Genomic DNA, 25205 nt, shown 5'->3' with positions numbered 1-25205 from the left:
GAGGCCCGTTAACCACTATTTTGCAAGGAGGTGTCTATCATGGCAAAAAAGGTAATCAAAATGGTAAAACTGCAGATTCCAGCAGGTAAAGCAAATCCAGCACCACCAGTAGGTCCGGCATTGGGTCAAGCAGGTGTCAACATCATGGCATTCTGTAAAGAATTCAACGCTCGTACAGCTGACCAAGCAGGATTGATCATTCCAGTTGAGATTTCTGTATTCGAGGACCGTTCCTTTACATTCATCACTAAAACTCCACCTGCAGCAGTTCTGTTGAAAGTGGCAGCTAAAGTTGAAAAAGGATCCGGCGAGCCGAACAAGAAAAAAGTTGCTACCGTTAAACGTGACGCGGTACGTCAAATCGCGGAAACAAAAATGCCTGACCTGAATGCTGCTGACGTTGAGTCCGCAATGCGTATGGTTGAAGGTACTGCCCGCAGCATGGGTATCACCATCGAAGACTAATTTTCACACGAAACATGGCTTCGTAAAGCCGGCCGATTCGCGGCCGGTCAATGTGGGAGGTATATCCGCTAAAACCACAAAGGAGGAATATAACATGGCTAAACACGGTAAAAAATACCTGGAAGCTGCTAAGCTGATCGACAGCGAAGCAACTTACGAGCCTTCAGAAGCTGTAGAGCTTGTGAAAAAGGCAGCTACTGCAAAATTCGATGAAACTATCGAAGCAGCAGTTCGTTTGGGCGTAGACCCTCGTAAGCAAGACCAGGCAGTACGTGGTGTTGTTGTCTTGCCACACGGTACAGGTAAAACACAACGCGTATTGGTATTTGCAAAAGGTGACAAAGCGAAAGAAGCGGAAGCGGCTGGCGCGGACTATGTTGGTGATGCAGACATGATCAACAAAATCCAACAAGGCTGGTTCGAATTCGACGTCTGCGTAGCGACACCGGATATGATGAGTGAAGTAGGTAAATTGGGCCGTCTGCTCGGCGGTAAAGGTCTGATGCCTAACCCTAAAGCCGGAACGGTAACTTTCGATGTAACTAAGGCTGTTCAAGAAATCAAAGCCGGTAAAATCGAATATCGTCTGGATCGTGCAGGTCAAATTCATGCACCGATCGGTAAAGCTTCTTTCTCTTCCGAGCAATTGAATGAGAACCTCAAAGCTCTCATGGATGCTCTGAACCGTGCTAAACCGGCGGCAGCTAAAGGTGTTTATCTGAAGAACGTAAGTCTTTCTTCTACGATGGGCCCTGGTGCACGCGTGAACGCAGCAGCTTTTAGATAAAATATTCTTGACAGGTTCGCCCTGTTCTGATATTCTATAAAAGTTGTGAGTCCGAGTGACTGACCGTTGACATTTGAATATGCTTGCCGTAGACAGTAGGTGCCATATGGCTTAATTTCCTACCGAGGTGTGATTATACAACTTGAACGATGCAAATCGGATGCGAGTATATATCAAGCCTTCGTGATTCTACGGAGGCTTTTCTTAATGGGATAAATTTGATCAGGAGGTGTACAGATTGGCAAACGCAAAAGTGATTCAAGCAAAACAAGAGTCCGTTGATGTTGTAACAGCAAAATTGCGCGAAAGCGTGACAACAGTTGTTGTTGACTACCGCGGATTGAACGTTGCCCAAGCTACTGAACTGCGCAAGCAGCTTCGTGAAGCCGGAATCGAATTCCAAGTGCTGAAAAACACATTGCTTCGCCGTGCAACTGCAGCAGCAGAATTGACAGAACTCGATAGCGTTCTGACAGGTCCTACTGCGATTGCATTCAGCGGAGAAGATGCTGTAGCTCCAGCCAAAATTCTGAACGACTTCGCGAAAAAGAACGATGCACTGAAATTGAAAGGTGCTGTCGTAGAAGGTCGCGTAATTGGAGAAGAAGAAGTTAAAGCGTTGGCAGAACTGCCATCACGCGAAGGTCTCCTCTCCATGCTCCTCAGCGTGCTTCAAGCGCCAGTGCGCAACTTCGCGCTTGCGGTTAAAGCTGTTGCAGACAAAGAAGAACAAGGCGCGTAAGCTACTTGATCTGAATACTGCCTAGCAGTAATGAAATACAAAAAAATAAAATTATATATGGAGGTTCAATCATGAGTAAAGAGCAAATCTTGGAAGCAATCAAAGGCATGACTGTACTGGAACTGAACGATCTTGTTAAAGCAATCGAAGAAGAATTCGGCGTAACTGCTGCAGCTCCAGTAGCTGCTGTAGGTGGCGGCGCGGCTGCGGCTGAAGCTGAGCAATCCGAGTTCGACGTAATCTTGGCAAGCGCTGGCGCTTCCAAAATCAACGTTATCAAAGCGGTTCGTGAAATCACTGGTCTTGGCTTGAAAGAAGCTAAAGAAGTAGTTGACAACGCTCCAAAAGCATTGAAAGAAAAAGTTTCTAAAGAAGAAGCAGAAACAATCAAAGCTAAGCTTGAAGAAGCTGGCGCTACAATCGAAGTTAAATAATTTAGCTTATCCAAGCTGAATGAACAAAACAACAAACCCCTTGACTTATATCAAGGGGTTTGTTGCTGTAAATGTAACTATGGAAAGTGAGTGAGGGCATGTCCAATCATTATTATTCGGACAAACCACAAGTGGCACATGATCGCAAGGCTGCGGAAGCGGTACTTCGCGGAATAAGTCTGCGACTTGTGACGGATGCTGGTGTTTTTTCCAAGAATGGAATCGATTATGGCAGCAGAGTGTTAATAGATGCGATGGAACTGCCGTCAGGCGCTCATGTTCTCGATGTGGGATGTGGTTACGGGCCAATCGGGCTTACAGCAGCAAAACTTGTACCGGATGGGCATGTCACCATGATCGATATCAATGAAAGAGCGGTTGAGCTTTCCAAAGAAAATGCCAAAGGGAATGGCATTGCCAATGTTACTGTATTGCAGAGTAATCTACTGACTGAAGTAAAGAAGCGGGATTTCGACGTAATCTTGACTAATCCTCCGATTCGAGCTGGCAAAGAAACGGTTCACACGATTTTCGAGCAGGCGTATGACCATTTGAAGGTAGGCGGAGCGTTATGGATTGTCATTCAAAAGAAACAAGGAGCACCTTCTGCGAAAGCGAAGTTGGAATCGTTGTTTACACGAGTGGAAGAAGTGACGAAGGATAAAGGCTACCGAATCTTCAAAGCGGTGAAAGAAGAGTAGAGGAACTGTGAGAGGTTCATTCGAATTTGTAAAGTAAGCAGGGGATCATTTTTTTTGCAATAGGACTATTGACTTGAAATTCAAGGCGTGGTATAGTTGTAAAATGTCAGTATTAAGATGCCCTACTTGGCTTTAGCTAACTAAAAATGTCAACCTTTTTTTACGCCGAACCGGGCTTATTATGCCTATGTTTGGCGTATAATATGTACATTTTGGGCAAACTGGGGATAAGAATGATTTGGAAAGACATCCGCCGATCAAAGTTGCTCTTTTATCGAACGACATTTCGAATAAGGGCTTTTCTTTATTTGCGGGTGCATTGCTTTGCTCTGTATGTGTACCATTATAAGGTTACAAACAGAGGTTCGCAACGAAATTTTTAAAGTGAGTAGACATTGAGGGGTGAGTTTAAGTTGGCAGGACATCTTGTTCAATATGGTCGACGCACTCGGCGCAGTTATGCACGAATTAACGAGATACTCGAAGTTCCGAACCTGATTGAAATCCAACAGAAATCGTATGATTGGTTTTTGGAGGAAGGGTTGCGCGAAATGTTCCAAGATATCTCGCCGATCCAGGATTTTACAGGTAACTTGATTTTGGAATTTATCGATTACAGTCTCGGAGAACCGAAGTATACAGTAGACGACGCGAAAGAACGCGACGTTACTTATGCAGCACCACTTCGGGTGAAAGTCCGGCTCATTAATAAGGAAACCGGAGAAGTCAAAGAGCAGGAAGTATTCATGGGAGATTTCCCGCTGATGACCAGCACCGGCACATTTATTATTAATGGTGCTGAACGGGTTATTGTCAGCCAGTTGGTTCGCTCTCCTAGCGTTTACTTCAGTACCAAAGTAGATAAGAACGCGAAAAAAACGTATACCGCTACAGTAATTCCTAATCGCGGCGCTTGGCTGGAGCTGGAGATGGACGCGAAGGATGTTGTTTATGTCCGGATCGACCGTACGCGTAAAATTCCGGTTACGGTTCTCCTGCGTTCCCTTGGTTTTGGCACAGACGCTGAGATTCTGGATTTGCTTGGTAATGACGAATATATCCGTAATACTCTGGACAAAGACAACACGGATTCCACCGAGAAAGCTCTCATTGAGATCTATGAGCGCCTTCGTCCAGGCGAGCCACCAACGCTGGATAACGCGAAAAGCTTGCTCGTTGCTCGTTTCTTTGATCCAAAACGTTACGACCTTGCAAACGTAGGTCGTTACAAAATCAACAAAAAACTTCACATCAAAAACCGTTTGTTTAATCAGCGTTTGGCTGAATCTTTGATCGACGCTGAAACAGGCGAAATTATTGCAGAAGCAGGTCAGATGGTTGACCGTCGTTTGCTCGACGAAATCATGCCTCACCTGGAGAAAAGCGTTGGATTCCGCACATATCATGTGGGGAACGGTGTTTTGGATGCCAATGATATCCCGATGCAAACGATTGATGTGTTTTCACCAATTGAAGATGGTAAAGTGGTTAAGCTAATTGCCAATGGCGACATTGACAAGTCCGTGAAAAACATCACGCCAGCGGATATCATTTCATCCATCAGTTACTTCCTGAATTTGTTGCATGGCATTGGAAGCACGGATGATATCGATCACCTGGGTAACCGTCGTCTGCGTTCTGTGGGTGAACTTTTGCAAAACCAGTTCCGTATCGGTTTGTCCCGTATGGAGCGTGTGGTTCGTGAAAGAATGTCCATCCAGGATGCGAATGTCATTACACCACAGGCATTGATCAACATCCGTCCGGTCATCGCATCGATTAAAGAGTTCTTCGGTAGCTCCCAATTGTCACAGTTTATGGATCAAACGAACCCACTGGGCGAGTTGACGCATAAACGTCGTCTGTCCGCACTCGGACCGGGCGGTTTGACTCGTGAACGTGCCGGCATGGAAGTCCGTGACGTCCATCCATCCCACTATGGACGGATGTGTCCGATCGAGACACCAGAGGGACCAAACATTGGTTTGATCAACTCCTTGTCGACGTTTGCGCGTGTGAACGAATATGGCTTCATTGAAGCTCCATATCGTTGGGTTGATCCGAAGACTGGTGTTGTCACTGAGCAGATTGATTATCTGACAGCAGACGAAGAGGACAACTATGTTATCGCTCAGGCGAATGCGAAGCTGAACGAAGATAGCACTTTTGCAGAAGATGCGATCATTGTACGTTACAACAAACAGTCGGATAACATCCTTACGATGCCGAGTGAACGAGTGGACTACATGGACGTATCTCCTAAGCAGGTTGTATCGGTAGCTACAGCGCTCATTCCGTTCCTTGAGAACGATGACTCCAACCGTGCCCTGATGGGATCAAACATGCAACGGCAGGCGGTTCCACTCTTGATTCCTAAAGCTCCGCTTGTAGGAACGGGTATGGAACACAAAGCTGCGAAAGACTCCGGTGTATGTATTGTTGCCGATTACGACGGAATTATTGAACGTTCCTCTGCGAACGAGATCTGGCTTCGTCGTGTAGAAGAGGTTGACGGTCAAGAAGTCAAAGGCGATATCGTTAAATATAAATTACACAAATTTATGCGTTCGAACCAAGGAACATGCATCAACCAACGTCCGATCGTAAAAAGAGGCGCTGCTGTTAAAGCTGGCGACATCCTTGCTGATGGTCCTTCGACGGAAATGGGTGAACTTGCTCTTGGACGCAACGTAGTCGTTGCCTTCATGACATGGGAAGGTTACAACTATGAGGATGCGATCCTACTCAGCGAAAAACTCGTTAAGGAAGATGTATATACATCCATCCATATCGAGGAATATGAGTCGGAAGCTCGTGATACGAAGCTCGGACCTGAAGAGATCACACGTGATATCCCTAACGTTGGGGAAGAAGCGCTGCGTAATCTGGATGAGCGCGGTATTATCCGCATTGGTGCTGAAATTGCTGCTGGCGACATTCTCGTTGGTAAAGTTACACCAAAAGGGGTAACAGAGCTGACTGCAGAAGAACGTCTCTTGCATGCAATCTTTGGTGAAAAAGCACGTGAAGTGCGTGATACATCTCTGCGTGTACCTCACGGTACCGATGGTATCGTGGTTGACGTGAAAGTATTTACCCGTGAAAACGGAGATGAACTGCCACCAGGTGTGAACCAACTCGTTCGTGTTTATATTGCTCAAAAACGGAAAATTTCCGAGGGTGATAAAATGGCCGGACGTCATGGTAACAAAGGGGTCGTGGCCCGCATCTTGCCGGAAGAGGATATGCCTTTCCTGCCAGACGGTACACCGGTTCAAATCGTTCTTAACCCGCTGGGCGTACCTTCGCGTATGAACATCGGTCAAGTGCTTGAAGTTCACTTGGGTATGGCGGCAATGCAACTTGGTATCCACGTAGCAACACCTGTATTCGACGGGGCGAAAGAGTATGACGTCTTCGATACAATGGAAGAAGCAGGTATGCAACGTAATGGTAAAACCGTGCTGTATGATGGTCGTACTGGTGAAGAGTTTGAACGTGAAGTTACCGTTGGTGTCATGCACATGATCAAACTGGCGCACATGGTTGACGATAAAATCCATGCCCGTTCCACAGGTCCTTACTCACTCGTTACGCAACAGCCGCTGGGTGGTAAAGCCCAATTTGGTGGACAGCGCTTCGGGGAGATGGAAGTTTGGGCGCTTGAGGCTTATGGTGCCGCTTATACTCTACAAGAAATCTTGACGGTTAAATCCGATGACGTTGTTGGTCGGGTGAAAACGTATGAGTCCATTGTCAAAGGCGAGAATGTACCGGAACCAGGTGTTCCTGAGTCGTTCAAAGTATTGATCAAAGAGCTGCAAAGCTTGGGTATGGACGTTAAGATTTTGAGTGAAGATGAGCAAGAGATTGAAATGAAAGAAATGGACGATGAAGATGACGCTGCGAGCGATAAGCTCAGCCTCAACCTTGAGGGTACAGAGGTCGGAGCGGAATAATCGCTTCGGGCGCATGATGACCGGCGTTTTTCATCAGGCTCACGTCATGCTCCGGCTACAGCCGGGGCAGGCGTAACCTAGAATACAGGAATTGGTTAAGGAGGGTTGCTCCTTGTTGGACGTCAACAATTTCGAATACATGAAGATCGGGCTTGCTTCCCCAGAGAAAATTCGTTCTTGGTCCCGCGGAGAAGTGAAAAAACCGGAAACGATCAACTATCGTACGTTGAAACCGGAAAAAGAAGGGCTGTTCTGCGAAAAGATTTTTGGCCCTACAAAAGACTGGGAATGTCATTGCGGTAAATACAAACGCGTTCGTTATAAAGGCGTTGTCTGTGATCGCTGTGGCGTTGAAGTAACACGTGCGAAAGTCCGTCGTGAACGGATGGGCCATATTGAGCTTGCTGCTCCGGTATCGCATATCTGGTACTTCAAAGGTATTCCGAGCCGCATGGGTCTCGCACTGGATATGTCTCCAAGATCTCTCGAAGAGATCATTTATTTTGCATCATATGTAGTAACTGATCCAGGAGAAACTCCGCTGGAGAAAAAACAGCTGTTGTCCGAGAAGGAATATCGCAGCTACCGTGAAAAATACGGATACGGATTCCAAGCCGGCATGGGTGCAGAAGCAGTTAAAAAATTGCTTCAAGACCTTGATGTAGAGAAAGAGCTTGAATTCCTGAAGGAAGAGCTTCGCACTGCACAAGGACAACGTCGTAACCGTGCAATCAAACGTTTGGAAGTGATTGAAGCATTCCGTAACTCTGGTAACAATCCAGAGTGGATGATCATGGATGTACTTCCTGTCATTCCGCCGGAACTTCGTCCGATGGTACAACTGGATGGTGGACGTTTTGCTACGTCTGACTTGAATGACTTGTATCGCCGTGTAATTAACCGGAACAACCGTCTGAAACGTCTGCTTGACCTGGGCGCGCCAGATATCATCGTGCAAAATGAAAAGCGGATGCTGCAAGAAGCAGTTGACGCCTTGATCGATAACGGTCGTCGTGGGCGTCCTGTTACAGGTCCGGGTAACCGTCCTTTGAAATCCCTCAGCCACATGCTGAAAGGTAAACAAGGTCGTTTCCGTCAGAACTTGCTCGGTAAACGTGTTGACTACTCCGGCCGTTCCGTTATCGTTGTCGGACCTTACCTGAAAATGTATCAGTGCGGTCTGCCTAAAGATATGGCACTGGAGCTATTCAAGCCTTTTGTGATGAAAGAGCTTGTGAATAAAGGGCTTGCCCACAACATCAAGAGCGCAAAACGTAAAGTTGAGCGTGTAAGTCCTGAAGTATGGGATGTTCTTGAAGAAGTCATTAAGGAGCATCCGGTTCTATTGAACCGTGCCCCTACGCTTCACCGCCTCGGTATTCAGGCGTTTGAACCGATTTTGGTTGAAGGTAAAGCAATTCGTCTTCATCCACTCGTATGTACGGCATACAATGCCGACTTTGACGGTGACCAAATGGCCGTGCACGTTCCATTGTCTGCTGAAGCTCAAGCGGAAGCGCGTATCTTGATGCTTGCATCAGGTAACATTTTGAACCCGAAAGACGGTAAACCGGTTGTAACTCCTTCCCAGGATATGGTTCTTGGTTCGTACTATCTGACGATGGACAACAAAGAAGAGAAGGGTACAGGTATGGTTCTGCGTACAGTCAATGAGGCTGTATCTGCATACCAACGGGGTACTGCCGGACTGCATGCACGTGTAGCTATTCCAGTTAAGGCGCTTGGTAAAACAAGCTTCACGGAAGAGCAACAAAAAGGTATGTTGCTGACTACGATCGGTAAAATTATCTTTAATGAAATTTTCCCGGCAACCTTCCCTTATATCAATGATGCGACTCGTGCGAACCTGTATCAAGGTACAGCCGATCATTCATTTGTTTATGAGAAAGGTACTGACTTGAGAGAGGCAATTATGAATGCTCCTCAAGCTGGCGGTGTCGGCAAAGAATACCTTGGTTCCATCATCGCTCGTTGTTTTGAAATTTATCATACAACCGAAACTGCGGTTATTTTGGATAAAATTAAACAACTTGGATTCACGTATTCGACGCGTGCGGGTATTACCGTAGCCGTGTCCGATGTTGTCGTTCCACCTGAGAAATTCGAAATTCTCAGACAGTCCGAAGATAAAGCTCAGATCGTTACGAACCAGTATCGTCGTGGTTTGATTACGAATGAAGAGCGCTATGACCGTATCATTGATATCTGGTCAAAATCCAAAGATGACATCACGGATATTTTGATGAAATCCATGGATCGTTATAACTCAATCATGATGATGGTTGACTCAAAAGCACGGGGTAACAAATCGCAAATCACTCAATTGGGTGGTATGCGTGGTCTGATGGCCAACCCGTCTGGTCGTATTATCGAACTCCCAATCAAATCGAACTTCCGTGAAGGTCTGACAGTACTCGAGTACTTTATTTCCACTCACGGTGCGCGTAAAGGTCTCGCGGATACAGCCCTGCGTACAGCCGACTCAGGTTACCTGACTCGTCGTCTCGTAGATGTAGCCCAAGACGTAATTGTGCGTGAAGACGATTGTGGTACAGATAAAGGCTTTACGGTTAGTCGTATCCAGGATGGTAAAGAGGTCATCGAAGATCTCTACGACCGTATTGAAGGCAGATACTGCTTCGAAACTGTTCGTCATCCGGAAACAAAAGAAATTATCGCTGGCCGCAATGAGTTGATCGACTCTGACAAAGCAGAAGCGATTATCAAAGCTGGCGTAACCAAATTGCAAATCCGTTCCGTTCTCAGCTGCCGTGCAAGTCATGGTGTCTGCAAGAAGTGTTACGGTCGCAACCTTGCGACAGGTAAACACGTGGAGATTGGTGAAGCGGTTGGTATCATTGCCGCACAATCCATTGGTGAGCCAGGAACACAGCTTACAATGCGTACGTTCCATACCGGTGGTGTAGCCGGAGACGACATCACGCAAGGTTTGCCTCGTATCCAGGAGTTGTTTGAGGCCCGTAATCCTAAAGGTCAAGCAACAATCAGTGAGATTGACGGTGTAGTTAAAGAGATTCGCGAAGCGAAAGACCGTCGTGAAATCGAAATTCAAGGTGAAGCAGAATCCAAAGTATACTCTGTTACTTACGGTTCCCGTGTTCGCGTAAGCGAAGGTATGGAAATTGAAGCGGGTGACGAGTTGACAGACGGTTCTATCGACCCGAAAGAAATGCTACGCATCAAAGGCGTACGTGGCGTACAGAACTACATTTTGCAGGAAGTACAGCGCGTATACCGTAACCAAGGCGTAGAAATCAATGACAAACACGTTGAAGTTATGATCCGTCAAATGTTACGTAAAATCCGTATCGTTGATGCGGGAGATACAACATTGTTGCCGGGATCATTTGTAGATACGCATGAGTACGAAAGAGCGAACAAAATTGCGATTCTGAGTGATAAAGAGCCAGCGGTTGCAAAACCAATCTTGCTCGGTATTACAAAAGCATCCCTTGAAACAGACTCCTTCCTCTCTGCGGCATCGTTCCAAGAGACAACACGTGTACTGACGGATGCAGCGATCAAAGGTAAAGTGGATCAGTTGCTCGGTCTGAAGGAAAATGTTATCATCGGTAAGCTGATCCCTGCTGGTACGGGTATGAACCGTTACCGCAGTATCAAATTTGCTGAGCCTGAAGATGGCCAATCTTCTGTAGAAGAACTGGAGCCAGTTTCGGTAGACTAATATAGATTTCCTCGTTCTGAGGAATTAAAGAATGTGTATGTCAGGAAGCGACGTTTGTAATATCCAAGCGGACGAATCCTGATGTACACAAACTTTATAAAAACTTTTTGGAATAGCATTGACAATGCTTGCGCTAGATGCTAATATATCAAAGGTGCGTGGGCAGCTGATTGTAATTGGTCCTATTCGGAGGAATGTATGATGTCTAATGAAAAAGGCTTGCAAGATGCTCATGTCAAGATTGGTACCAAACAGACCATGCGGACAGTGCAGACAGGAATGGCTTCAGAAGTCTATGTCGCAGAAGATAGTGATCCGCAGCTCACTTCCAAAATCATTGCTTTGTGTGAACAACACAATGTGAAGTACACGAAAGTGGACACAATGAAAAATCTCGGCAAAGCGTGCGGGATTGGAGTGGGAGCAGCGATGGCTGCTGTCGTAAAATGATACAGTAAGGAACGTTTTTGTCCGAGAACATTTAAGGATTCTCCAAGGCAAAAACTTTTCATTTGTCTTTTTATGAACCGCCTGGGTCTGTGGGCTTAGATAAAGGTTTGTAAAGAAACATGAATAATTGAGGAAGGGGGTGGCAATCACATGCCAACTATTAACCAACTGGTTCGTAAAGGACGTCAAGCAAAAGTTGAGAAGTCAAAATCACCAGCTTTGCAAAAAGGGTTCAACGCTTTGAAACGTGAATCCACTAACATCAGTGCCCCACAAAAACGTGGTGTCTGCACTCGTGTAGGTACAATGACTCCACGTAAACCGAACTCTGCACTTCGTAAATATGCCCGTGTTCGTTTGACGAACCGTCTCGAGGTAACTGCTTATATCCCGGGAATCGGACATAACCTTCAAGAGCACAGTGTGGTATTGATCCGCGGAGGTAAAGTAAAAGACCTTGCAGGGGTTCGTTATCACATCGTTCGTGGAGCTCTCGATACTGCAGGCGTGAACAACCGTATGCAAGCTCGTTCTAAATACGGTGCTAAACGTCCAAAAGCTAAAAAAGCCTAAATTACGATAAGCAGATTGCCTGAAAGCCTTCTGGCTTAGGTCTGGAAGGTACAGGGACTGCTGAACAAGAAAGAAAGGGGGATATCCATGCCACGCAAAGGTCCAGTTACGAAAAGAGACGTGTTGCCAGATCCGGTATACAACTCCAAGTTGGTTACTCGTTTGATCAACCGCATCATGCTCGACGGAAAACGCGGTGTTGCTCAAAGCATTCTGTATAATGCGTTCAAGTTGATCCAAGAACGCACGGGTAATGACCCGATGGAAGTATTTGAGACAGCAATCAAAAATATCATGCCAGTCCTGGAAGTTAAAGCTCGCCGTGTCGGCGGTGCCAACTACCAAGTACCAATCGAGGTAAAACCAGAGAGACGTACTGCTTTGGGTTTACGTTGGCTCGTGAACTACTCCCGCAACCGCGGTGAGAAAACAATGGAAGAGCGTTTGGCGGCTGAGATCATCGACGCTTCCAACAACACAGGCGCTTCCGTTAAGAAACGTGAAGATACGCACAAAATGGCTGAAGCGAACAAAGCGTTTGCTCACTACCGTTGGTAGGATTCAGTTCACAAAAATAAACTTCAATTTTGAAGGGAGACCCATTTCATGGCTAGAGAGTTCTCCTTGAAAAATACACGTAATATCGGGATCATGGCTCATATTGATGCGGGTAAAACCACGACAACTGAGCGGATCCTGTTTTACACAGGACGTACGCACAAAATCGGTGAAGTTCACGAAGGCGCTGCGACAATGGACTGGATGGAACAGGAACAGGAGCGCGGAATTACGATTACCTCCGCTGCGACTACCGCTGCTTGGAAAAGTCACCGCGTAAATATCATTGATACCCCGGGACACGTTGACTTCACTGTTGAAGTTGAACGTTCCCTTCGTGTATTGGACGGAGCAGTAGGTGTATTCAGTGCGAAAGAAGGCGTCGAGCCTCAGTCTGAAACTGTATGGAGACAGGCTGATAAGTACGGCGTACCTCGTATCGCATATGTAAACAAAATGGATATCATCGGTGCTGACTTCTTGAACGTTGTATCTGACATGCGTGATCGCCTTCAAGCGAACGCTGTTGCGATTCAACTTCCAATCGGTGCTGAAAATGATTTCAAAGGTATCATTGATATCGTTGCTCAACGGGCTCATATGTACAAAGATGACCTGGGACAAGATATTGAAGAAACCGATATTCCTGCGGAATTCGTTGAGCAGGTTGAAGAACTTCGCAACGAATTGATTGAGCGTGTTGCAGAACTTGACGAAGAATTGACAATGAAATACCTGGAAGGCGAAGAAATCACTATTGATGAGATCAAATCCGCTCTCCGTAAAGGTGTCGTAGATGTTAAGATCTTCCCAGTTATCTGTGGATCCTCATACCGTAACAAAGGTGTTCAACTGATGTTGGATGCTGTTATCGATTACTTGCCAGCTCCTACAGATGTACCATCAATCACTGGTCATCTTGAAGATGGAACGGAAGCAGTTCGTAAGTCTTCTGATGAAGAGCCGTTCTCCGCTTTGGCATTTAAAATCATGACTGACCCTTACGTTGGTAAATTGACATTCTTCCGCGTATACTCCGGCGTGCTTCAATCCGGTTCTTATGTATTGAATGCCACTAAAAACAAACGTGAGCGTATCGGTCGTATCCTTCAAATGCACGCAAACAGCCGTCAAGAAATCACTGAAGTTTACTCCGGTGATATCGCAGCAGCTGTTGGTTTGAAAGATACAGGTACAGGTGATACACTATGTGATGAGAAACACCCGGTTATCCTGGAATCCATGAACTTCCCTGATCCGGTAATCGAAATCGCTGTTGAACCTAAAACCAAAGCTGACCAAGATAAAATGGGTGTGGCTCTCGGTAAGTTGACGGAAGAGGATCCAACTCTTCGCGCTCATACTGACGAAGAAACAGGCCAAACAATCTTGGCAGGTATGGGTGAGCTTCACCTTGATATCATCATCGACCGTATGCGTCGTGAGTTCAAGGTTGAAACTACTGTGGGTAAACCACAAGTAGCTTACCGCGAAACATTCCGTGCTCCAGCGCGCGTTGAAGGTAAATTCGTACGTCAATCCGGTGGTCGTGGTCAATACGGTCACGTATGGGTTGAATTCGAACCTCTCGAGCCGGGTACAGGCAGCCAGTTCGAAAGTAAGGTTGTCGGTGGATCGGTTCCGAGAGAATACATTCAACCTGCATTGTCAGGGATTGAAGAGCAAATGAAAAACGGCGTAATTGCAGGCTTCCCGCTTGTAGACGTTAAGGCTACAATTGTAGACGGATCTTACCATGATGTCGATTCCAACGAGATGGCATTTAAAATTGCCGGATCTATGGCACTGAAAGCAGCAAAAGACAAATGTAAACCGGTACTACTTGAGCCTATCATGAAAGTAGAAGTAACTGTTCCGGAAGAGTACATGGGTGACGTAATGGGTATGTTGAATTCCCGTCGTGGCCGCATTGAAGGTATGGATTCCCGTAGTGGAGCTCAAATCATTCGTGCTAAGGTACCTCTCTCTGAGATGTTTGGTTACTCTACAACTCTTCGTTCCGGTACTCAAGGACGCGGCGTGTTCTCCATGGAGCTTTCTCACTATGAAGAAGTTCCTAAGAGCATTGCTGAAGAGATCGTTGCCAAAACAAAAGGCACCGAGTAGTTTTCTCACACTGAATGTTTGTGCTTGAACCTGATTTGAAGCACTGCATTCAGTGAAACATAAAATTATAATTTTTAAGGAGGCCACGTTCAAATGGCAAAGGCTAAATACGAACGTAATAAACCGCACGTTAACATTGGTACTATTGGTCACGTCGATCATGGTAAAACAACTCTGACTGCTGCAATCACAACTGTATTGTCCAAAACTTACGGTGGTGCAGCAATTGCTTTCGATCAAATTGATAAAGCTCCAGAAGAGCGCGAGCGCGGTATCACAATCTCGACATCACACGTTGAGTACGAAACTGACACTCGTCACTACGCACACGTAGACTGCCCAGGTCACGCCGACTATGTTAAAAACATGATCACTGGCGCGGCACAAATGGACGGAGCTATCTTGGTAGTATCCGCAGCTGACGGCCCAATGCCACAAACTCGTGAGCACATCTTGCTCTCCCGTCAAGTAGGCGTACCTTACATTGTTGTTTTCTTGAACAAATGTGACATGGTTGAAGACGAAGAGTTGTTGGAATTGGTTGAGATGGAAGTTCGCGACCTTCTTAACGAATATGAGTTCCCAGGTGATGACACTCCAATCACTCGTGGTTCCGCTCGTGAAGCTCTGCAAAACCCTGATGGTGAGTGGGCTCAAAAAATCGTTGAGATGTTCAAAGAAATCGACACTTACATCCCACTGCCTGAGCGTCAAACTGACAAGCCTTTCTTGATGCCTGTCGAGGACGTATTCTCCATCACTGGTCGTGGTACCGTTGCTACAGGTCGTGTAGAGCGTGGTACTGTTAAAGTCGGCGAAGAGATCGAAATCGTTGGTATTACTGAAGAAACTAAAAAATCCGTAGTTACAGGCGTTGAGATGTTCCGTAAATTGTTGGATTCCGCACAAGCGGGCGACAACATCGGTGCATTGCTGCGTGGTGTTGATCGTACTCAAATCGAGCGTGGTCAAGTACTTGCTAAACCAGCATCTGTTAAACCACACACAGAATTCACTGCACAAATCTACGTTTTGACTAAAGAAGAGGGTGGCCGTCACAAGCCTTTCTTCACTGGATACCGTCCACAGTTCTACTTCCGTACAACTGACGTAACTGGTATCATCAACTTGCCAGAAGGTACTGAAATGGTAATGCCTGGTGACAACATCACGGTTACTGTTCAACTGATCTCTCCAATCGCGATCGAAGAAGGAACTAAGTTCTCTATTCGTGAAGGTGGACGTACAGTTGGTGCAGGTTCCGTAGCATCAATTCAAAAATAATTTGGCACTCGCCAAATGAGCATAAGCAACAGTGTACTGGAACGAGTAACATTGTATTGTAACGAAGCTTCGGAAGAGTTCTTTATCCGACATCGGATAAAGAACTCTTTTATTATGTCAACGTTTCGGAACCTGCGTCATCTTAATGAACAAATTCATCTTATAGATTGATAGGTTAGGCAGCTTGGGTATTAGGAAAAACATTGTACTAAACGGAGTCAATTCTTTTGAAAAGACTAGTTTAAATGTTTTTTTTAAATATGCTTGCAATACGCCCATCTTTTCTATATAATAATGAATGTTGTTCTTGTGACGTTGCGATGATGTGAGAGGTTACTGGCACACCCGGCCCCTTTGCCATGGGAGAGTGGCTAGAAAATTTTCACGGAGTATGTCCGATAAAAAATTGGGCGATAGAAGGAGGGACTAAAATGGCAAAGCAAAAAATTCGTATTCGTTTGAAAGCTTACGACCACAGAATTCTTGATCAATCCGCGGAGAAAATCGTTGAAACAGCAAAACGTTCGGGTGCAGGTGTATCCGGTCCGATTCCGCTTCCTACTGAAAAACAAATCATTACTATTCTTCGTGCGGTGCACAAGTACAAGGATTCTCGGGAGCAATTCGAACAACGCACTCATAAGCGTTTGATCGATATCGTTAACCCGACTCCACAAACTGTGGATGCCTTGATGCGCTTGGATCTGCCGTCCGGTGTAGATATCGAAATTAAATTGTAATATATAGCAACAAACAAGACCACGTATAAAGGAAAAGAGGTGTCAACATGAAAGGTATCTTAGGAAAAAAACTTGGAATGACTCAAGTGTTTACCGCTGAAGGTAACGTAGTTCCAGTAACGGTTATCGAAGCAGGTCCTTGTGTTGTTTTGCAAAAGAAAGATATTGAAAACGATGGCTACGAAGCAGTTCAAATCGGTTTTGCCGATAAGAAAGAGAAAAATGCTAACAAGCCAGAAGCAGGACACGCTAAAAAAGCGAATACTGCACCTAAGCGCTACGTTCGTGAGCTTCGCGGCATTAACATCGCGGAATATGAAGTTGGCCAAGAATTGAAAGCTGACATTTTCGCTGAAGGCGAGTTCGTTGACGTAACAGGTATTTCTAAAGGTAAAGGTTTTGCCGGCGTTATCAAACGTTGGGGCCAAAGCACTGGACCTATGTCACACGGTTCGCGTTATCACCGTGGCCCAGGTTCGATGGGTTCGATCCAAGCTAACCGCGTTCCTAAAGGCAAACGCCTGCCAGGGCATATGGGACATGATACTGTTACAATTCAACGTCTTGAAGTTGTTAAAGTAGACGCTGAGCGTAATGTAATCCTCGTAAAAGGTTCTATTCCTGGACCGAAGAACAGCCTTGTAAGAGTCAAAGAAACGGTGAAAAAATAACCACTGAAGAAAGGAGGAACACAAAATGCCAAAAGTATCAGTTTACAATGTAGATGGTAGCCAAGTAGGTGAAGTTGAACTGAATGATGCGGTATTCGGTATTGAGCCGAATCAACACGTTCTGTACGATGCAGTTCTTATGCAACGCGCTTCTCTTCGTCAAGGTACCCACAAAGTAAAAGGACGTTCTGAAGTACGTGGCGGTGGACGTAAACCTTGGAAACAAAAAGGTACAGGTCGCGCTCGTCAAGGTTCGATTCGTTCTCCACAATGGAAAGGCGGCGGTATCGTATTTGGTCCGACACCACGGAGCTATGCGTACAAACTGCCTAAGAAAGTTCGCCGTCTGGCGATCAAGTCTGCTCTTTCATCCAAAGTTCAAGACAATGACATTATCGTTTTGGATGCTCTCGCGTTGAGCTCACCAAAAACAAAAGAGTTTGCAGCTATTTTGAACAATCTCAAAGTAGGTCGCAAAGCTTTGATTGTAGCTCCTAGCTATGATGATAATGTAGCTCTTTCTGCACGGAATATTCCGGGCGTGAAATTCGTAGCTGCTGATGGTATTAATGTTCTTGACGTGCTTTCGCACGACAAACTGATCATTACGAAAGAAGCAGTTCAGAAGGTAGAGGAGGTGCTCGCGTAATGAAAGATCCTCGTGATATTGTAAAACGTCCGATTATTACGGAACGTACTGCCGACATGATGAACGACTTGAAATATGTATTTGAAGTCGATATCCGTGCAAACAAAACCGAGATCAAAAAAGCGGTAGAAGCTATTTTCGGCGTAAAAGTGAAAAACGTGAACACACTTCGTGTTCCAGCTAAACCGAAACGGTACGGACGTTATTCCGGATATACAAGCGAATGGAAAAAAGCGTTTGTAACACTGACGCAAGACAGCAAATCGCTTGAGTTCTTTGAAACTGTATAATTGAAATCTTTGAAGTAAGGAGGGAAAACTAGTGCCAATCAAAAAGTATAAACCAACATCCCCGGCAAGACGGAACATGTCCGTTTCTACATTTGAGGAAATTACCACAGATAAGCCGGAGAAATCGTTGTTGGCCCCATTGAGCAAACAAGCAGGCCGCAACAACCAAGGTAAAATTACAGTTCGTCACCACGGTGGTGGACACAAACGTAAATACCGTATCATCGACTTCAAACGTACTAAAGATGGAATACCGGGCCGCGTTGCTACAATCGAGTATGACCCGAACCGTACTTCCAACATTGCATTGATTCACTATGCTGATGGTGAGAAACGTTACATCATCGCTCCTAAAGGTCTGAAAGTTGGAGATCAAGTATTCTCTGGTCCTGACGCAGATATCAAAATTGGTAACGCACTGCCACTTGAAAACATTCCAGTAGGTACCGTTATCCACAACATCGAGTTGAAACCAGGTAAAGGCGGACAATTGGTTCGTGCTGCTGGTACAGAAGCTCAATTGCTTGGTAAAGAAGAAAAATACGTTTCCGTTCGTCTCTCTTCCGGAGAAGTTCGTCGTATTTTGAAAGTTTGCCGCGCAACAATCGGATCCGTTGGTAACCAAGACCACGAGCTTATCAAAATCGGTAAAGCCGGTCGTAGCCGTTGGTTGGGTCAACGTCCTGAGGTTCGTGGTGTGGTAATGAACCCTAACGATCACCCTCACGGTGGTGGTGAAGGTCGTGCTCCAATCGGACGTAAATCGCCAATGTCACCATGGGGTAAACCTACTCTTGGTTACAAAACGCGTAAGAAAAATAAAGCTTCTGATAAATACATCATCCGTCGCCGCACGAAGTAATACACACTGTGCATAACTTCGTGAGGCATCTACGGATGCATAAAAGCTATGTTTGAAGGGAGGATCTCCACATGAGTCGCAGTTTGAAAAAAGGGCCATTCATTGATGGCTACATGCTCAAGAAGGTAGAAGAGATGGAAGCATCAGGCAAGAAGAACGTTATCAAAACCTGGTCCCGTCGCTCTACAATTTTCCCACAATTCATCGGACACACATTTGGCGTTTACGACGGTCGTAAACACGTGCCAGTGTATGTAACTGAGGACATGGTTGGACACAAACTGGGTGAGTTCGCTCCAACCCGTACGTACAAAGGCCATACTGATGATGACAAGAAAACAAGAAGATAAATGAACATCTCTAATGTTTGAGAGGAGGTTACACAATGGAAGCAAAAGCACATGCTAAGTTTATCCGGATTGCTCCTCGTAAAGTTCAACTCGTTGTTGACTTGATTCGCGGCAAGCAAGTAGGTGAGGCGGTTGCCATTCTCCGTCACACTCCGAAATCCGCTTCTCCAGTTGTTGAGAAGTTGCTTAACTCCGCTATTGCGAATGCGGAACATAATTATTCTTTGGATGTTAATAACTTGGTGATCTCGCAAGCTTACGTAAACCAAGGACCAACGATGAAACGTTTCCGCCCTCGTGCAATGGGACGTGCAAGTCGTATTAACAAACGTACTAGCCACATTACTTTGGTGGTATCTGAAAAGTAGAAGGAGGGAAAACGTGTGGGCCAAAAGGTAAATCCAGTCGGACTTCGTGTCGGAGTTATCCGTGACTGGGAATCTAAGTGGTATGCAGGCAAAGACTTCGGCGATCTTTTGATGGAAGACGTGAAAATTCGTGAATTCCTGAAAAATAAATTGAAAGACTCCGCTATGTCTCGTGTTGAGATCGAGAGAGCGGCTAACCGTGTAAACGTAACGATTCACACAGCGAAACCAGGTATGGTAATCGGTAAAGGTGGATCTGAAGTTGAGAATCTTCGTAACCAAATTACGAAGATTGCTGGCGGTAAAAAAGTACACATCAACATCTCTGAAATTAAGAACCAAGACCTGGACGCGATCCTGGTAGCAGAAAGCATTGCACAACAATTGGAACGTCGTGTTTCTTTCCGTCGTGCTCTGAAACAAGCTATTCAAAGAACTATGCGCTCTGGTGCTAAAGGTATTAAAACTCAAGTAGGCGGACGTCTTGGCGGTGCTGAGATTGCACGTTCTGAAGGCTACAGCGAAGGAACTGTTCCACTGCACACACTGCGTGCTGACATTGACTATGGTACTGCAGAGGCTCATACTACTTACGGACGTATCGGCGTAAAAGTATGGATCTATCGTGGAGAGGTTCTTCCTACGGCTAAGAAACAAGCTGCTAAGGAAGGAGGCAACTAATCATGTTGGTACCAAAACGTGTAAAACACCGTAAGCAACAACGTGGACATATGAAAGGCCAAGCAAAAGGCGGAACTACGCTGAACTTTGGCGAATATGGTCTGCAAGCTACGGAACCGGCTTGGATTACGAACCGTCAAATCGAAGCGGCTCGTATTGCGATGACTCGTTACATCAAACGTGGTGGTAAAGTCTGGATTAAAATTTTCCCTGACAAACCAATCACTCAAAAGCCTCTCGAGGTTCGGATGGGTAGCGGTAAAGGTAACGTAGAAAAATGGGTTGCAGTAGTGAAACCAGGTAAGATCATGTTTGAACTTGCTGGTGTACCGGAGGATATTGCACGCGAAGCGATGCGTCTTGCCGCTCACAAACTGCCAATCAAAACGAAGTTCGTGAAACGTGAAGAATTGGGTGGTGAAGCAAATGAAAGCTAGTGAATTTCGCAACCTAACCTCTGCTGAAATCGAGCAAAAGATTGCCGGATTTAAAGAAGAACTCTTTAACCTCCGCTTTCAACTTGCTACCGGTCAGCTGGATAACCCGACTCGTATCCGTGATGTGCGTAAAGAAATAGCTCGTGCTAAAACGATCATCCGTGAAAGAGAATTGGGAATCGGTTAATTAGAGGTCGGATATACATTCCGTCCGTAATCAGGAAGGAGGCCAACAATGAGCGAAGAACGTAATGCACGTAAAGTTCAAACTGGTAAAGTTGTCAGTGATAAAATGGACAAAACGATTGTTGTTGCTGTAGAAACCTACAAAAACCACAAATTGTATCATAAACGCATTAAGGTTACTAAAAAGTTCAAAGCGCATGACGAAGAAAACACTGCGAAAATCGGTGACACGGTGAAAATCATGGAGACTCGTCCGCTTTCGAAAGATAAACGCTGGAGACTTACTGAAGTCGTTGAAAAAGCGGTTATCATCTAATTGCATGATCAGCATAGCTGGAAGGAGGAATACTAAATGATTCAACCATTTACACGTTTGACTGTAGCCGACAACTCCGGTGCGAAGGAACTGATGTGTATCCGCGTACTCGGCGGTACGGGACGTCGTACAGCTCAAATCGGTGATCTGATCGTTTGTTCTGTAAAACAAGCAACACCAGGCGGCGTTGTCAAAAAAGGTGATGTAGTTAGAGCGGTTGTCGTTCGTACGAAGCGTTCTGTACGTCGTAAAGACGGTTCCTACATCGGTTTTGATGAAAATGCAGCTGTTGTTGTAAAAGACGACAGAAGCCCACGTGGAACACGTATTTTCGGACCTGTTGCTCGTGAACTTCGCGAGAAAGATTTCATGAAAATCGTTTCCTTGGCCCCAGAGGTTATCTAATAGATTAAGCTCGTGATGTTTAGAAACAGGAGGTGTACGAAATGCCAAGAGTGAAAAAAGTTCTGGAATCCCATAACAACAAACTTCACGTTAAAAAGGAAGATACGGTTATGGTGATCAGCGGTAAAGACAAAGGTAAAAAAGGCCGTGTCATCGCTGCTTATCCTCGTGAAAACCGCGTCCTTGTGGAAGGTGTTAACATGGTGAAAAAACACCAGAAGCCTAACCAGCAAAACCCGCAAGGCGGCATTATCGAGAAGGAAGCTCCGATTCACGTTTCCAACGTGATGCACATCGATCCAAAGAGCGGAAAAGTAACCCGTATCGGTTACAAAGTTTTGGATAACGGTAAAAAAGTGCGCGTTGCAAAACGTTCCGGAGAAATTATCGACTAATTGAACCGAATGAGAAAGGAGGGCTATGATTCATGGCATCAAGAATGAAAGAACGTTACCTGCAAGAAATCGCTCCTGCTTTGATGCAGAAGTTTAACTATACAACGGTAATGCAAGTGCCGAAAATCGAGAAAATCGTTATCAACATGGGTGTGGGCGACGCTGTCCAAAACTCCAAAGTGTTGGATTCCGCAGTAAACGATTTGCAACTGATCGCAGGTCAAAAACCTGTAATCACTCGTGCGAAAAAATCAATCGCAGGATTCAAACTGCGTGAGAACATGCCTATCGGTGTGAAAGTAACATTGCGCGGCGAGCGTATGTACTACTTCCTCGATAAATTGTTCAACGTAACACTTCCACGTGTACGTGACTTCCGCGGTGTATCGAGCAAAGCGTTCGATGGTCGTGGTAACTACACTCTGGGTCTGAAAGAGCAATTGATCTTCCCAGAGATCGAGTATGATAAAGTAGACAAAGTCCGCGGTATGGATATTGTCATCGTAACAACGGCGAAAACAGACGAAGAGTCCCGTGAATTGCTTACGCAAATGGGAATGCCTTTCGTTAAATAATGTTGGCATAAACGTTCCGGGTGTCTGGAAAGACTCCCTTTTCTCCGAAATTATTTAGGAGGTGTCAGGCTAAAGTGGCAAAAACTTCGATGAAAGTTAAACAACAACGTACACCAAAGTTTAAAGTACGTGCTTATACACGCTGCGAGCGTTGTGGTCGTCCACATTCGGTACTGCAAAAGTTCAAAATTTGCAGAATTTGCTTCCGTGAATTAGCTTATAAAGGCCAGATCCCTGGCGTGAAAAAAGCAAGCTGGTAAAAAGTCCTGAACGGGAAGGAGGTTAACTCACAATGACTATGTCTGATCCAATTGCAGATATGCTTACTCGTATTCGTAACGCGAACACAGTTCGTCACGAAACGGTAGAAATGCCTGCTTCGACAATGAAAAAACAAATCGCCGATATCCTGAAGCGTGAAGGTTTCATCCGTGACGCTGAATATATCGAAGATAACAAACAAGGGATTATCCGTGTTTTCTTGAAATACGGTCAAAATAACGAGCGCGTTATCACTGGTCTGAAAAGAATCAGTAAACCAGGTCTTCGTGTTTACACGAAAAGCAATGAAGTACCTCGCGTACTTGGCGGCCTTGGAATCGCGATTATCTCGACATCCAAAGGTGTTATGACGGACAAAGAAGCTCGTCAATCGAAATCCGGCGGAGAAGTCGTCTGCTACGTTTGGTAATATAACGTCACAAGATAGGAGGTGCAACATATGTCTCGTATTGGTCGCAAACCAATTACAGTACCAAGTGGTGTAGACATCACTTTGGACAATACCGTTATCACGGTAAAAGGACCTAAAGGAACTTTGACTCGTGAACTTCACAAAGACATGAAGGTTACAGTTGAAAACAACGAAATTACAGTTGTGCGTCCTTCCGATAACAAAACTCACCGTTCTTTACACGGCACAACACGTAGCGTTGTCAGCAACATGGTGAGTGGCGTAACTGAAGGATTCGCTAAATCTCTGGAGTTGGTTGGGGTCGGATATCGTGCAAGCAAATCCGGAGATAAAATCGTTCTGAACGTTGGTTACTCTCACCCGGTTGAAATCACACCGGAAGCGGGAATCGAATTCGAAGTACCTTCGAATACGAAAATCATTGTTCGCGGTATCGATAAAGAGCGCGTAGGTGCTTACGCTGCTAAAATTCGTTCCGTTCGTGAACCTGAGCCGTACAAAGGTAAAGGTATTAAATATGAAGGCGAGCGTATCATCCGTAAGGAAGGTAAAGCCGGTAAGAAGAAATAAGATTTCTCTTACCGCCTTTTCGCGGCTTTCGGCTTGCTTGCTTCGTGTGTTTCTAATATACCCCGTGGCTTCTGCTTTGAAGCCAGCGAGGTAACCTGAAAGGAGTGAATCCCTGAGATGATTACGAAACCAGATAAAAACAAGGCTCGTCTGAAAAGACACCTTCGTGTTCGTAAGAAAATCCAAGGAACGGCTGCACGTCCTCGTTTGAACGTTTTCCGTTCTGGTAAACATATGTACGCTCAAATCATCGATGATGTAGCTGGTGTAACAATCGCTTCCGCGTCTACTGTAGACAAAGAATTGAGCACTGACATCAAAAATGGTGCATCTGTTGAATCTGCTCGTAAAGTTGGCGAACTCGTTGCTAAACGTGCAAAAGATAAAGGTGTTTCCAATATCGTATTTGACCGTAGCGGATATCTGTATCATGGTCGTATCGCAGCATTGGCTGAAGCGGCTCGTGAAGCAGGACTTGAGTTTTAAGATATTTTTCAAAAGGAGGTTAACGACTTGCGTGTAGATCCGAATACTTTGGAACTGTCTGAAAGAGTAGTAAACATTAATCGCGTAGCTAAAGTAGTAAAAGGCGGACGCCGTTTCAGCTTTAGCGCACTGGTTGTAGTCGGCGACGGCAACGGCTGGGTTGGAGCGGGTATCGGTAAAGCGGGCGAAGTACCTGATGCAATTCGCAAAGGTATTGAAGATGCTAAGAAAAACCTTGTACACGTTCCACTCGTAGGAACTTCGATTCCTCACTTGGTAACAGGTAAGTTCGGCGCAGGACGCGTTCTGTTGAAACCAGCATCTGAAGGTACTGGTGTTATCGCTGGTGGTCCTGTACGTGCGGTTCTCGAACTTGCTGGTGTAGGTGACATTTTGACAAAATCTCTGGGTTCTTCGAATTCCATGAACATGGTCAATGCGACTTTGGAAGGTTTGTCCCGTTTGAAGCGTGCTGAAGACGTGGCTAAACTGCGCGGAAAATCCGTCGAAGAGCTTCTGGGTTAGGAGGGAATTCTCATGGCTAAATTAGAAATTACCCTCGTCCGTAGCTTGATCGGACGTCCGGAGACGCAAAGAACAACTGTGAAAACATTGGGATTGCGCAAAATCAACAGCAAAGTGATCCAAAACGATAATCCTGCCATCCGTGGTATGATTAACAAAGTAAGTCACTTGGTAGCTGTAAAAGAAGTAGAAGCTTAA

32 protein-coding genes and 1 other annotated feature are annotated in these 25205 nt (G+C 45.5%); all 32 genes read left to right on the top strand.

Translation table 11 applies throughout. The annotated features are described in order from the left end of the window. Positions 1-39 precede the first annotated feature (39 nt). The 32 genes from rplK to rpmD all read left to right on the top strand — a co-directional run bounded on the left by rplK (position 40) and on the right by rpmD (position 25205). Entirely contained in the window at positions 40-465 is a 426-nt protein-coding gene (gene rplK / locus J2T16_RS27455) for a 50S ribosomal protein L11 (RefSeq protein WP_017692062.1), read from the top strand. 94 nt (positions 466-559) lie between these two features. Next, positions 560-1252 (top strand): 50S ribosomal protein L1, encoded by a 693-nt coding sequence (rplA, locus tag J2T16_RS27450; RefSeq protein WP_090924686.1) that lies wholly within the window; start codon positions 560-562, stop codon positions 1250-1252. A 68-nt stretch (positions 1253-1320) separates the two neighbouring features. Continuing rightward, positions 1321-1467: a sequence feature (ribosomal protein L10 leader region), on the top strand. Positions 1468-1490: 23 nt separating this feature from the next. Next, complete coding sequence (gene rplJ, locus J2T16_RS27445; protein ID WP_123067246.1) at positions 1491-1994, top strand: 50S ribosomal protein L10; 504 nt, start codon at positions 1491-1493, stop codon at positions 1992-1994. Between the two features lie 71 nt (positions 1995-2065). After that, complete coding sequence (gene rplL, locus J2T16_RS27440) at positions 2066-2428, top strand: 50S ribosomal protein L7/L12 (protein ID WP_090924684.1); 363 nt, start codon at positions 2066-2068, stop codon at positions 2426-2428. 98 nt (positions 2429-2526) lie between these two features. After that, positions 2527-3129 (top strand): class I SAM-dependent methyltransferase, encoded by a 603-nt coding sequence (locus J2T16_RS27435; protein ID WP_154892122.1) that lies wholly within the window; start codon positions 2527-2529, stop codon positions 3127-3129. A gap of 413 nt (positions 3130-3542) precedes the next feature. After that, complete coding sequence (gene rpoB / locus J2T16_RS27430) at positions 3543-7088, top strand: DNA-directed RNA polymerase subunit beta (RefSeq protein ID WP_090924682.1); 3546 nt, start codon at positions 3543-3545, stop codon at positions 7086-7088. A gap of 112 nt (positions 7089-7200) precedes the next feature. Beyond that, entirely contained in the window at positions 7201-10815 is a 3615-nt protein-coding gene (gene rpoC / locus J2T16_RS27425) for a DNA-directed RNA polymerase subunit beta' (RefSeq protein ID WP_154892114.1), read from the top strand. Between the two features lie 201 nt (positions 10816-11016). Further along, the gene (locus tag J2T16_RS27420; protein WP_090924680.1) at positions 11017-11265 is read left to right on the top strand and encodes a ribosomal L7Ae/L30e/S12e/Gadd45 family protein; all 249 of its coding nucleotides are present in this window, start codon (positions 11017-11019) and stop codon (positions 11263-11265) included. 150 nt (positions 11266-11415) lie between these two features. Further along, positions 11416-11838 (top strand): 30S ribosomal protein S12, encoded by a 423-nt coding sequence (gene rpsL, locus J2T16_RS27415; protein WP_017692070.1) that lies wholly within the window; start codon positions 11416-11418, stop codon positions 11836-11838. An 87-nt stretch (positions 11839-11925) separates the two neighbouring features. Then, the gene (rpsG, locus tag J2T16_RS27410; protein WP_056697679.1) at positions 11926-12396 is read left to right on the top strand and encodes a 30S ribosomal protein S7; all 471 of its coding nucleotides are present in this window, start codon (positions 11926-11928) and stop codon (positions 12394-12396) included. A gap of 48 nt (positions 12397-12444) precedes the next feature. Then, entirely contained in the window at positions 12445-14523 is a 2079-nt protein-coding gene (gene fusA / locus J2T16_RS27405) for an elongation factor G (protein WP_336121818.1), read from the top strand. A gap of 93 nt (positions 14524-14616) precedes the next feature. Next, positions 14617-15807 carry an elongation factor Tu gene (gene tuf, locus J2T16_RS27400; protein WP_123067252.1) on the top strand — a complete coding sequence of 397 codons (1191 nt, stop codon included), beginning with the start codon at positions 14617-14619 and terminating at the stop codon, positions 15805-15807. Between the two features lie 431 nt (positions 15808-16238). After that, positions 16239-16547 (top strand): 30S ribosomal protein S10, encoded by a 309-nt coding sequence (rpsJ, locus tag J2T16_RS27395; RefSeq protein WP_017692074.1) that lies wholly within the window; start codon positions 16239-16241, stop codon positions 16545-16547. A 47-nt stretch (positions 16548-16594) separates the two neighbouring features. After that, a complete protein-coding gene (gene rplC, locus J2T16_RS27390; RefSeq protein WP_090924677.1) occupies positions 16595-17218 on the top strand; it encodes a 50S ribosomal protein L3 in 624 nt (207 codons plus the stop codon). Positions 17219-17243: 25 nt separating this feature from the next. Continuing rightward, positions 17244-17867: a 50S ribosomal protein L4 gene (gene rplD, locus J2T16_RS27385; RefSeq protein ID WP_090924676.1), complete on the top strand. Its 624-nt coding sequence runs from the start codon at positions 17244-17246 to the stop codon at positions 17865-17867. After that, positions 17867-18157 carry a 50S ribosomal protein L23 gene (gene rplW / locus J2T16_RS27380; protein ID WP_090924675.1) on the top strand — a complete coding sequence of 97 codons (291 nt, stop codon included), beginning with the start codon at positions 17867-17869 and terminating at the stop codon, positions 18155-18157. The genes rplD and rplW overlap by 1 nt, the downstream gene beginning before the upstream one ends. Positions 18158-18188: 31 nt before the next feature. Then, positions 18189-19019 (top strand): 50S ribosomal protein L2, encoded by an 831-nt coding sequence (gene rplB / locus J2T16_RS27375; RefSeq protein WP_076292169.1) that lies wholly within the window; start codon positions 18189-18191, stop codon positions 19017-19019. Positions 19020-19090: 71 nt separating this feature from the next. Then, positions 19091-19369, top strand: a complete 279-nt coding sequence (rpsS, locus tag J2T16_RS27370; protein WP_056697694.1) for a 30S ribosomal protein S19 — start codon at positions 19091-19093, stop codon at positions 19367-19369. 35 nt (positions 19370-19404) lie between these two features. Continuing rightward, positions 19405-19737, top strand: coding sequence for a 50S ribosomal protein L22 (gene rplV / locus J2T16_RS27365; RefSeq protein ID WP_090924674.1), 333 nt, complete (start codon positions 19405-19407; stop codon positions 19735-19737). A gap of 15 nt (positions 19738-19752) precedes the next feature. Next, the gene (gene rpsC / locus J2T16_RS27360) at positions 19753-20418 is read left to right on the top strand and encodes a 30S ribosomal protein S3 (RefSeq protein ID WP_090924673.1); all 666 of its coding nucleotides are present in this window, start codon (positions 19753-19755) and stop codon (positions 20416-20418) included. Between the two features lie 2 nt (positions 20419-20420). Beyond that, positions 20421-20855: a 50S ribosomal protein L16 gene (gene rplP, locus J2T16_RS27355; RefSeq protein WP_076292170.1), complete on the top strand. Its 435-nt coding sequence runs from the start codon at positions 20421-20423 to the stop codon at positions 20853-20855. Continuing rightward, positions 20845-21042 (top strand): 50S ribosomal protein L29, encoded by a 198-nt coding sequence (gene rpmC, locus J2T16_RS27350; protein WP_017692083.1) that lies wholly within the window; start codon positions 20845-20847, stop codon positions 21040-21042. The genes rplP and rpmC overlap by 11 nt, the downstream gene beginning before the upstream one ends. Positions 21043-21090: 48 nt before the next feature. Further along, positions 21091-21357, top strand: coding sequence for a 30S ribosomal protein S17 (gene rpsQ / locus J2T16_RS27345; RefSeq protein WP_056697701.1), 267 nt, complete (start codon positions 21091-21093; stop codon positions 21355-21357). Positions 21358-21393: 36 nt separating this feature from the next. Beyond that, positions 21394-21762, top strand: coding sequence for a 50S ribosomal protein L14 (gene rplN, locus J2T16_RS27340; protein ID WP_024633579.1), 369 nt, complete (start codon positions 21394-21396; stop codon positions 21760-21762). 41 nt (positions 21763-21803) lie between these two features. Further along, entirely contained in the window at positions 21804-22157 is a 354-nt protein-coding gene (gene rplX / locus J2T16_RS27335) for a 50S ribosomal protein L24 (RefSeq protein ID WP_090924672.1), read from the top strand. Between the two features lie 32 nt (positions 22158-22189). Beyond that, on the top strand, positions 22190-22732 hold the full coding sequence (gene rplE, locus J2T16_RS27330) for a 50S ribosomal protein L5 (RefSeq protein ID WP_090924671.1): 543 nt from the start codon (positions 22190-22192) through the stop codon (positions 22730-22732). A 74-nt stretch (positions 22733-22806) separates the two neighbouring features. Next, positions 22807-22992 (top strand): type Z 30S ribosomal protein S14, encoded by a 186-nt coding sequence (locus J2T16_RS27325; RefSeq protein WP_013312154.1) that lies wholly within the window; start codon positions 22807-22809, stop codon positions 22990-22992. A 32-nt stretch (positions 22993-23024) separates the two neighbouring features. After that, on the top strand, positions 23025-23423 hold the full coding sequence (gene rpsH / locus J2T16_RS27320) for a 30S ribosomal protein S8 (protein ID WP_090924670.1): 399 nt from the start codon (positions 23025-23027) through the stop codon (positions 23421-23423). A 30-nt stretch (positions 23424-23453) separates the two neighbouring features. Then, positions 23454-23996: a 50S ribosomal protein L6 gene (rplF, locus tag J2T16_RS27315; protein WP_090924669.1), complete on the top strand. Its 543-nt coding sequence runs from the start codon at positions 23454-23456 to the stop codon at positions 23994-23996. A gap of 117 nt (positions 23997-24113) precedes the next feature. Beyond that, positions 24114-24482, top strand: a complete 369-nt coding sequence (gene rplR / locus J2T16_RS27310) for a 50S ribosomal protein L18 (protein ID WP_017692090.1) — start codon at positions 24114-24116, stop codon at positions 24480-24482. Between the two features lie 27 nt (positions 24483-24509). Continuing rightward, complete coding sequence (gene rpsE, locus J2T16_RS27305; protein WP_024633574.1) at positions 24510-25007, top strand: 30S ribosomal protein S5; 498 nt, start codon at positions 24510-24512, stop codon at positions 25005-25007. Between the two features lie 12 nt (positions 25008-25019). Next, entirely contained in the window at positions 25020-25205 is a 186-nt protein-coding gene (gene rpmD / locus J2T16_RS27300; RefSeq protein ID WP_090924668.1) for a 50S ribosomal protein L30, read from the top strand.

It is taken from the genome of Paenibacillus intestini (assembly GCF_030803945.1).
GTDB classification, from domain to species: domain Bacteria; phylum Bacillota; class Bacilli; order Paenibacillales; family Paenibacillaceae; genus Paenibacillus; species Paenibacillus polysaccharolyticus.
The sequence above is the reverse complement of the archived record's forward strand: the minus strand, read 5'-3'. Positions and strand labels throughout refer to the sequence as shown.

Bases quoted from the DNA above. Each gene is read 5' to 3' on its own strand.
- fusA (WP_336121818.1), top strand. From the start codon at position 12,445: ATGGCTAGAGAGTTCTCCTTGAAAAATACACGTAATATCGGGATCATG.
- rplA (WP_090924686.1), top strand. From the start codon at position 560: ATGGCTAAACACGGTAAAAAATACCTGGAAGCTGCTAAGCTGATCGAC.
- rpmC (WP_017692083.1), top strand. From the start codon at position 20,845: ATGAAAGCTAGTGAATTTCGCAACCTAACCTCTGCTGAAATCGAGCAA.
- rplN (WP_024633579.1), top strand. From the start codon at position 21,394: ATGATTCAACCATTTACACGTTTGACTGTAGCCGACAACTCCGGTGCG.
- rpsG (WP_056697679.1), top strand. From the start codon at position 11,926: ATGCCACGCAAAGGTCCAGTTACGAAAAGAGACGTGTTGCCAGATCCG.
- rpsL (WP_017692070.1), top strand. From the start codon at position 11,416: ATGCCAACTATTAACCAACTGGTTCGTAAAGGACGTCAAGCAAAAGTT.
- rplR (WP_017692090.1), top strand. From the start codon at position 24,114: ATGATTACGAAACCAGATAAAAACAAGGCTCGTCTGAAAAGACACCTT.
- rplK (WP_017692062.1), top strand. From the start codon at position 40: ATGGCAAAAAAGGTAATCAAAATGGTAAAACTGCAGATTCCAGCAGGT.
- rplV (WP_090924674.1), top strand. From the start codon at position 19,405: ATGGAAGCAAAAGCACATGCTAAGTTTATCCGGATTGCTCCTCGTAAA.
- rpsQ (WP_056697701.1), top strand. From the start codon at position 21,091: ATGAGCGAAGAACGTAATGCACGTAAAGTTCAAACTGGTAAAGTTGTC.
- rplP (WP_076292170.1), top strand. From the start codon at position 20,421: ATGTTGGTACCAAAACGTGTAAAACACCGTAAGCAACAACGTGGACAT.
- rplW (WP_090924675.1), top strand. From the start codon at position 17,867: ATGAAAGATCCTCGTGATATTGTAAAACGTCCGATTATTACGGAACGT.
- tuf (WP_123067252.1), top strand. From the start codon at position 14,617: ATGGCAAAGGCTAAATACGAACGTAATAAACCGCACGTTAACATTGGT.
- rpsS (WP_056697694.1), top strand. From the start codon at position 19,091: ATGAGTCGCAGTTTGAAAAAAGGGCCATTCATTGATGGCTACATGCTC.
- rplX (WP_090924672.1), top strand. From the start codon at position 21,804: ATGCCAAGAGTGAAAAAAGTTCTGGAATCCCATAACAACAAACTTCAC.
- rpsJ (WP_017692074.1), top strand. From the start codon at position 16,239: ATGGCAAAGCAAAAAATTCGTATTCGTTTGAAAGCTTACGACCACAGA.
- rplD (WP_090924676.1), top strand. From the start codon at position 17,244: ATGCCAAAAGTATCAGTTTACAATGTAGATGGTAGCCAAGTAGGTGAA.
- rpmD (WP_090924668.1), top strand. From the start codon at position 25,020: ATGGCTAAATTAGAAATTACCCTCGTCCGTAGCTTGATCGGACGTCCG.
- rplC (WP_090924677.1), top strand. From the start codon at position 16,595: ATGAAAGGTATCTTAGGAAAAAAACTTGGAATGACTCAAGTGTTTACC.
- rplL (WP_090924684.1), top strand. From the start codon at position 2,066: ATGAGTAAAGAGCAAATCTTGGAAGCAATCAAAGGCATGACTGTACTG.
- rpsH (WP_090924670.1), top strand. From the start codon at position 23,025: ATGACTATGTCTGATCCAATTGCAGATATGCTTACTCGTATTCGTAAC.
- rplE (WP_090924671.1), top strand. From the start codon at position 22,190: ATGGCATCAAGAATGAAAGAACGTTACCTGCAAGAAATCGCTCCTGCT.
- rplF (WP_090924669.1), top strand. From the start codon at position 23,454: ATGTCTCGTATTGGTCGCAAACCAATTACAGTACCAAGTGGTGTAGAC.
- J2T16_RS27420 (WP_090924680.1), top strand. From the start codon at position 11,017: ATGTCTAATGAAAAAGGCTTGCAAGATGCTCATGTCAAGATTGGTACC.
- J2T16_RS27435 (WP_154892122.1), top strand. From the start codon at position 2,527: ATGTCCAATCATTATTATTCGGACAAACCACAAGTGGCACATGATCGC.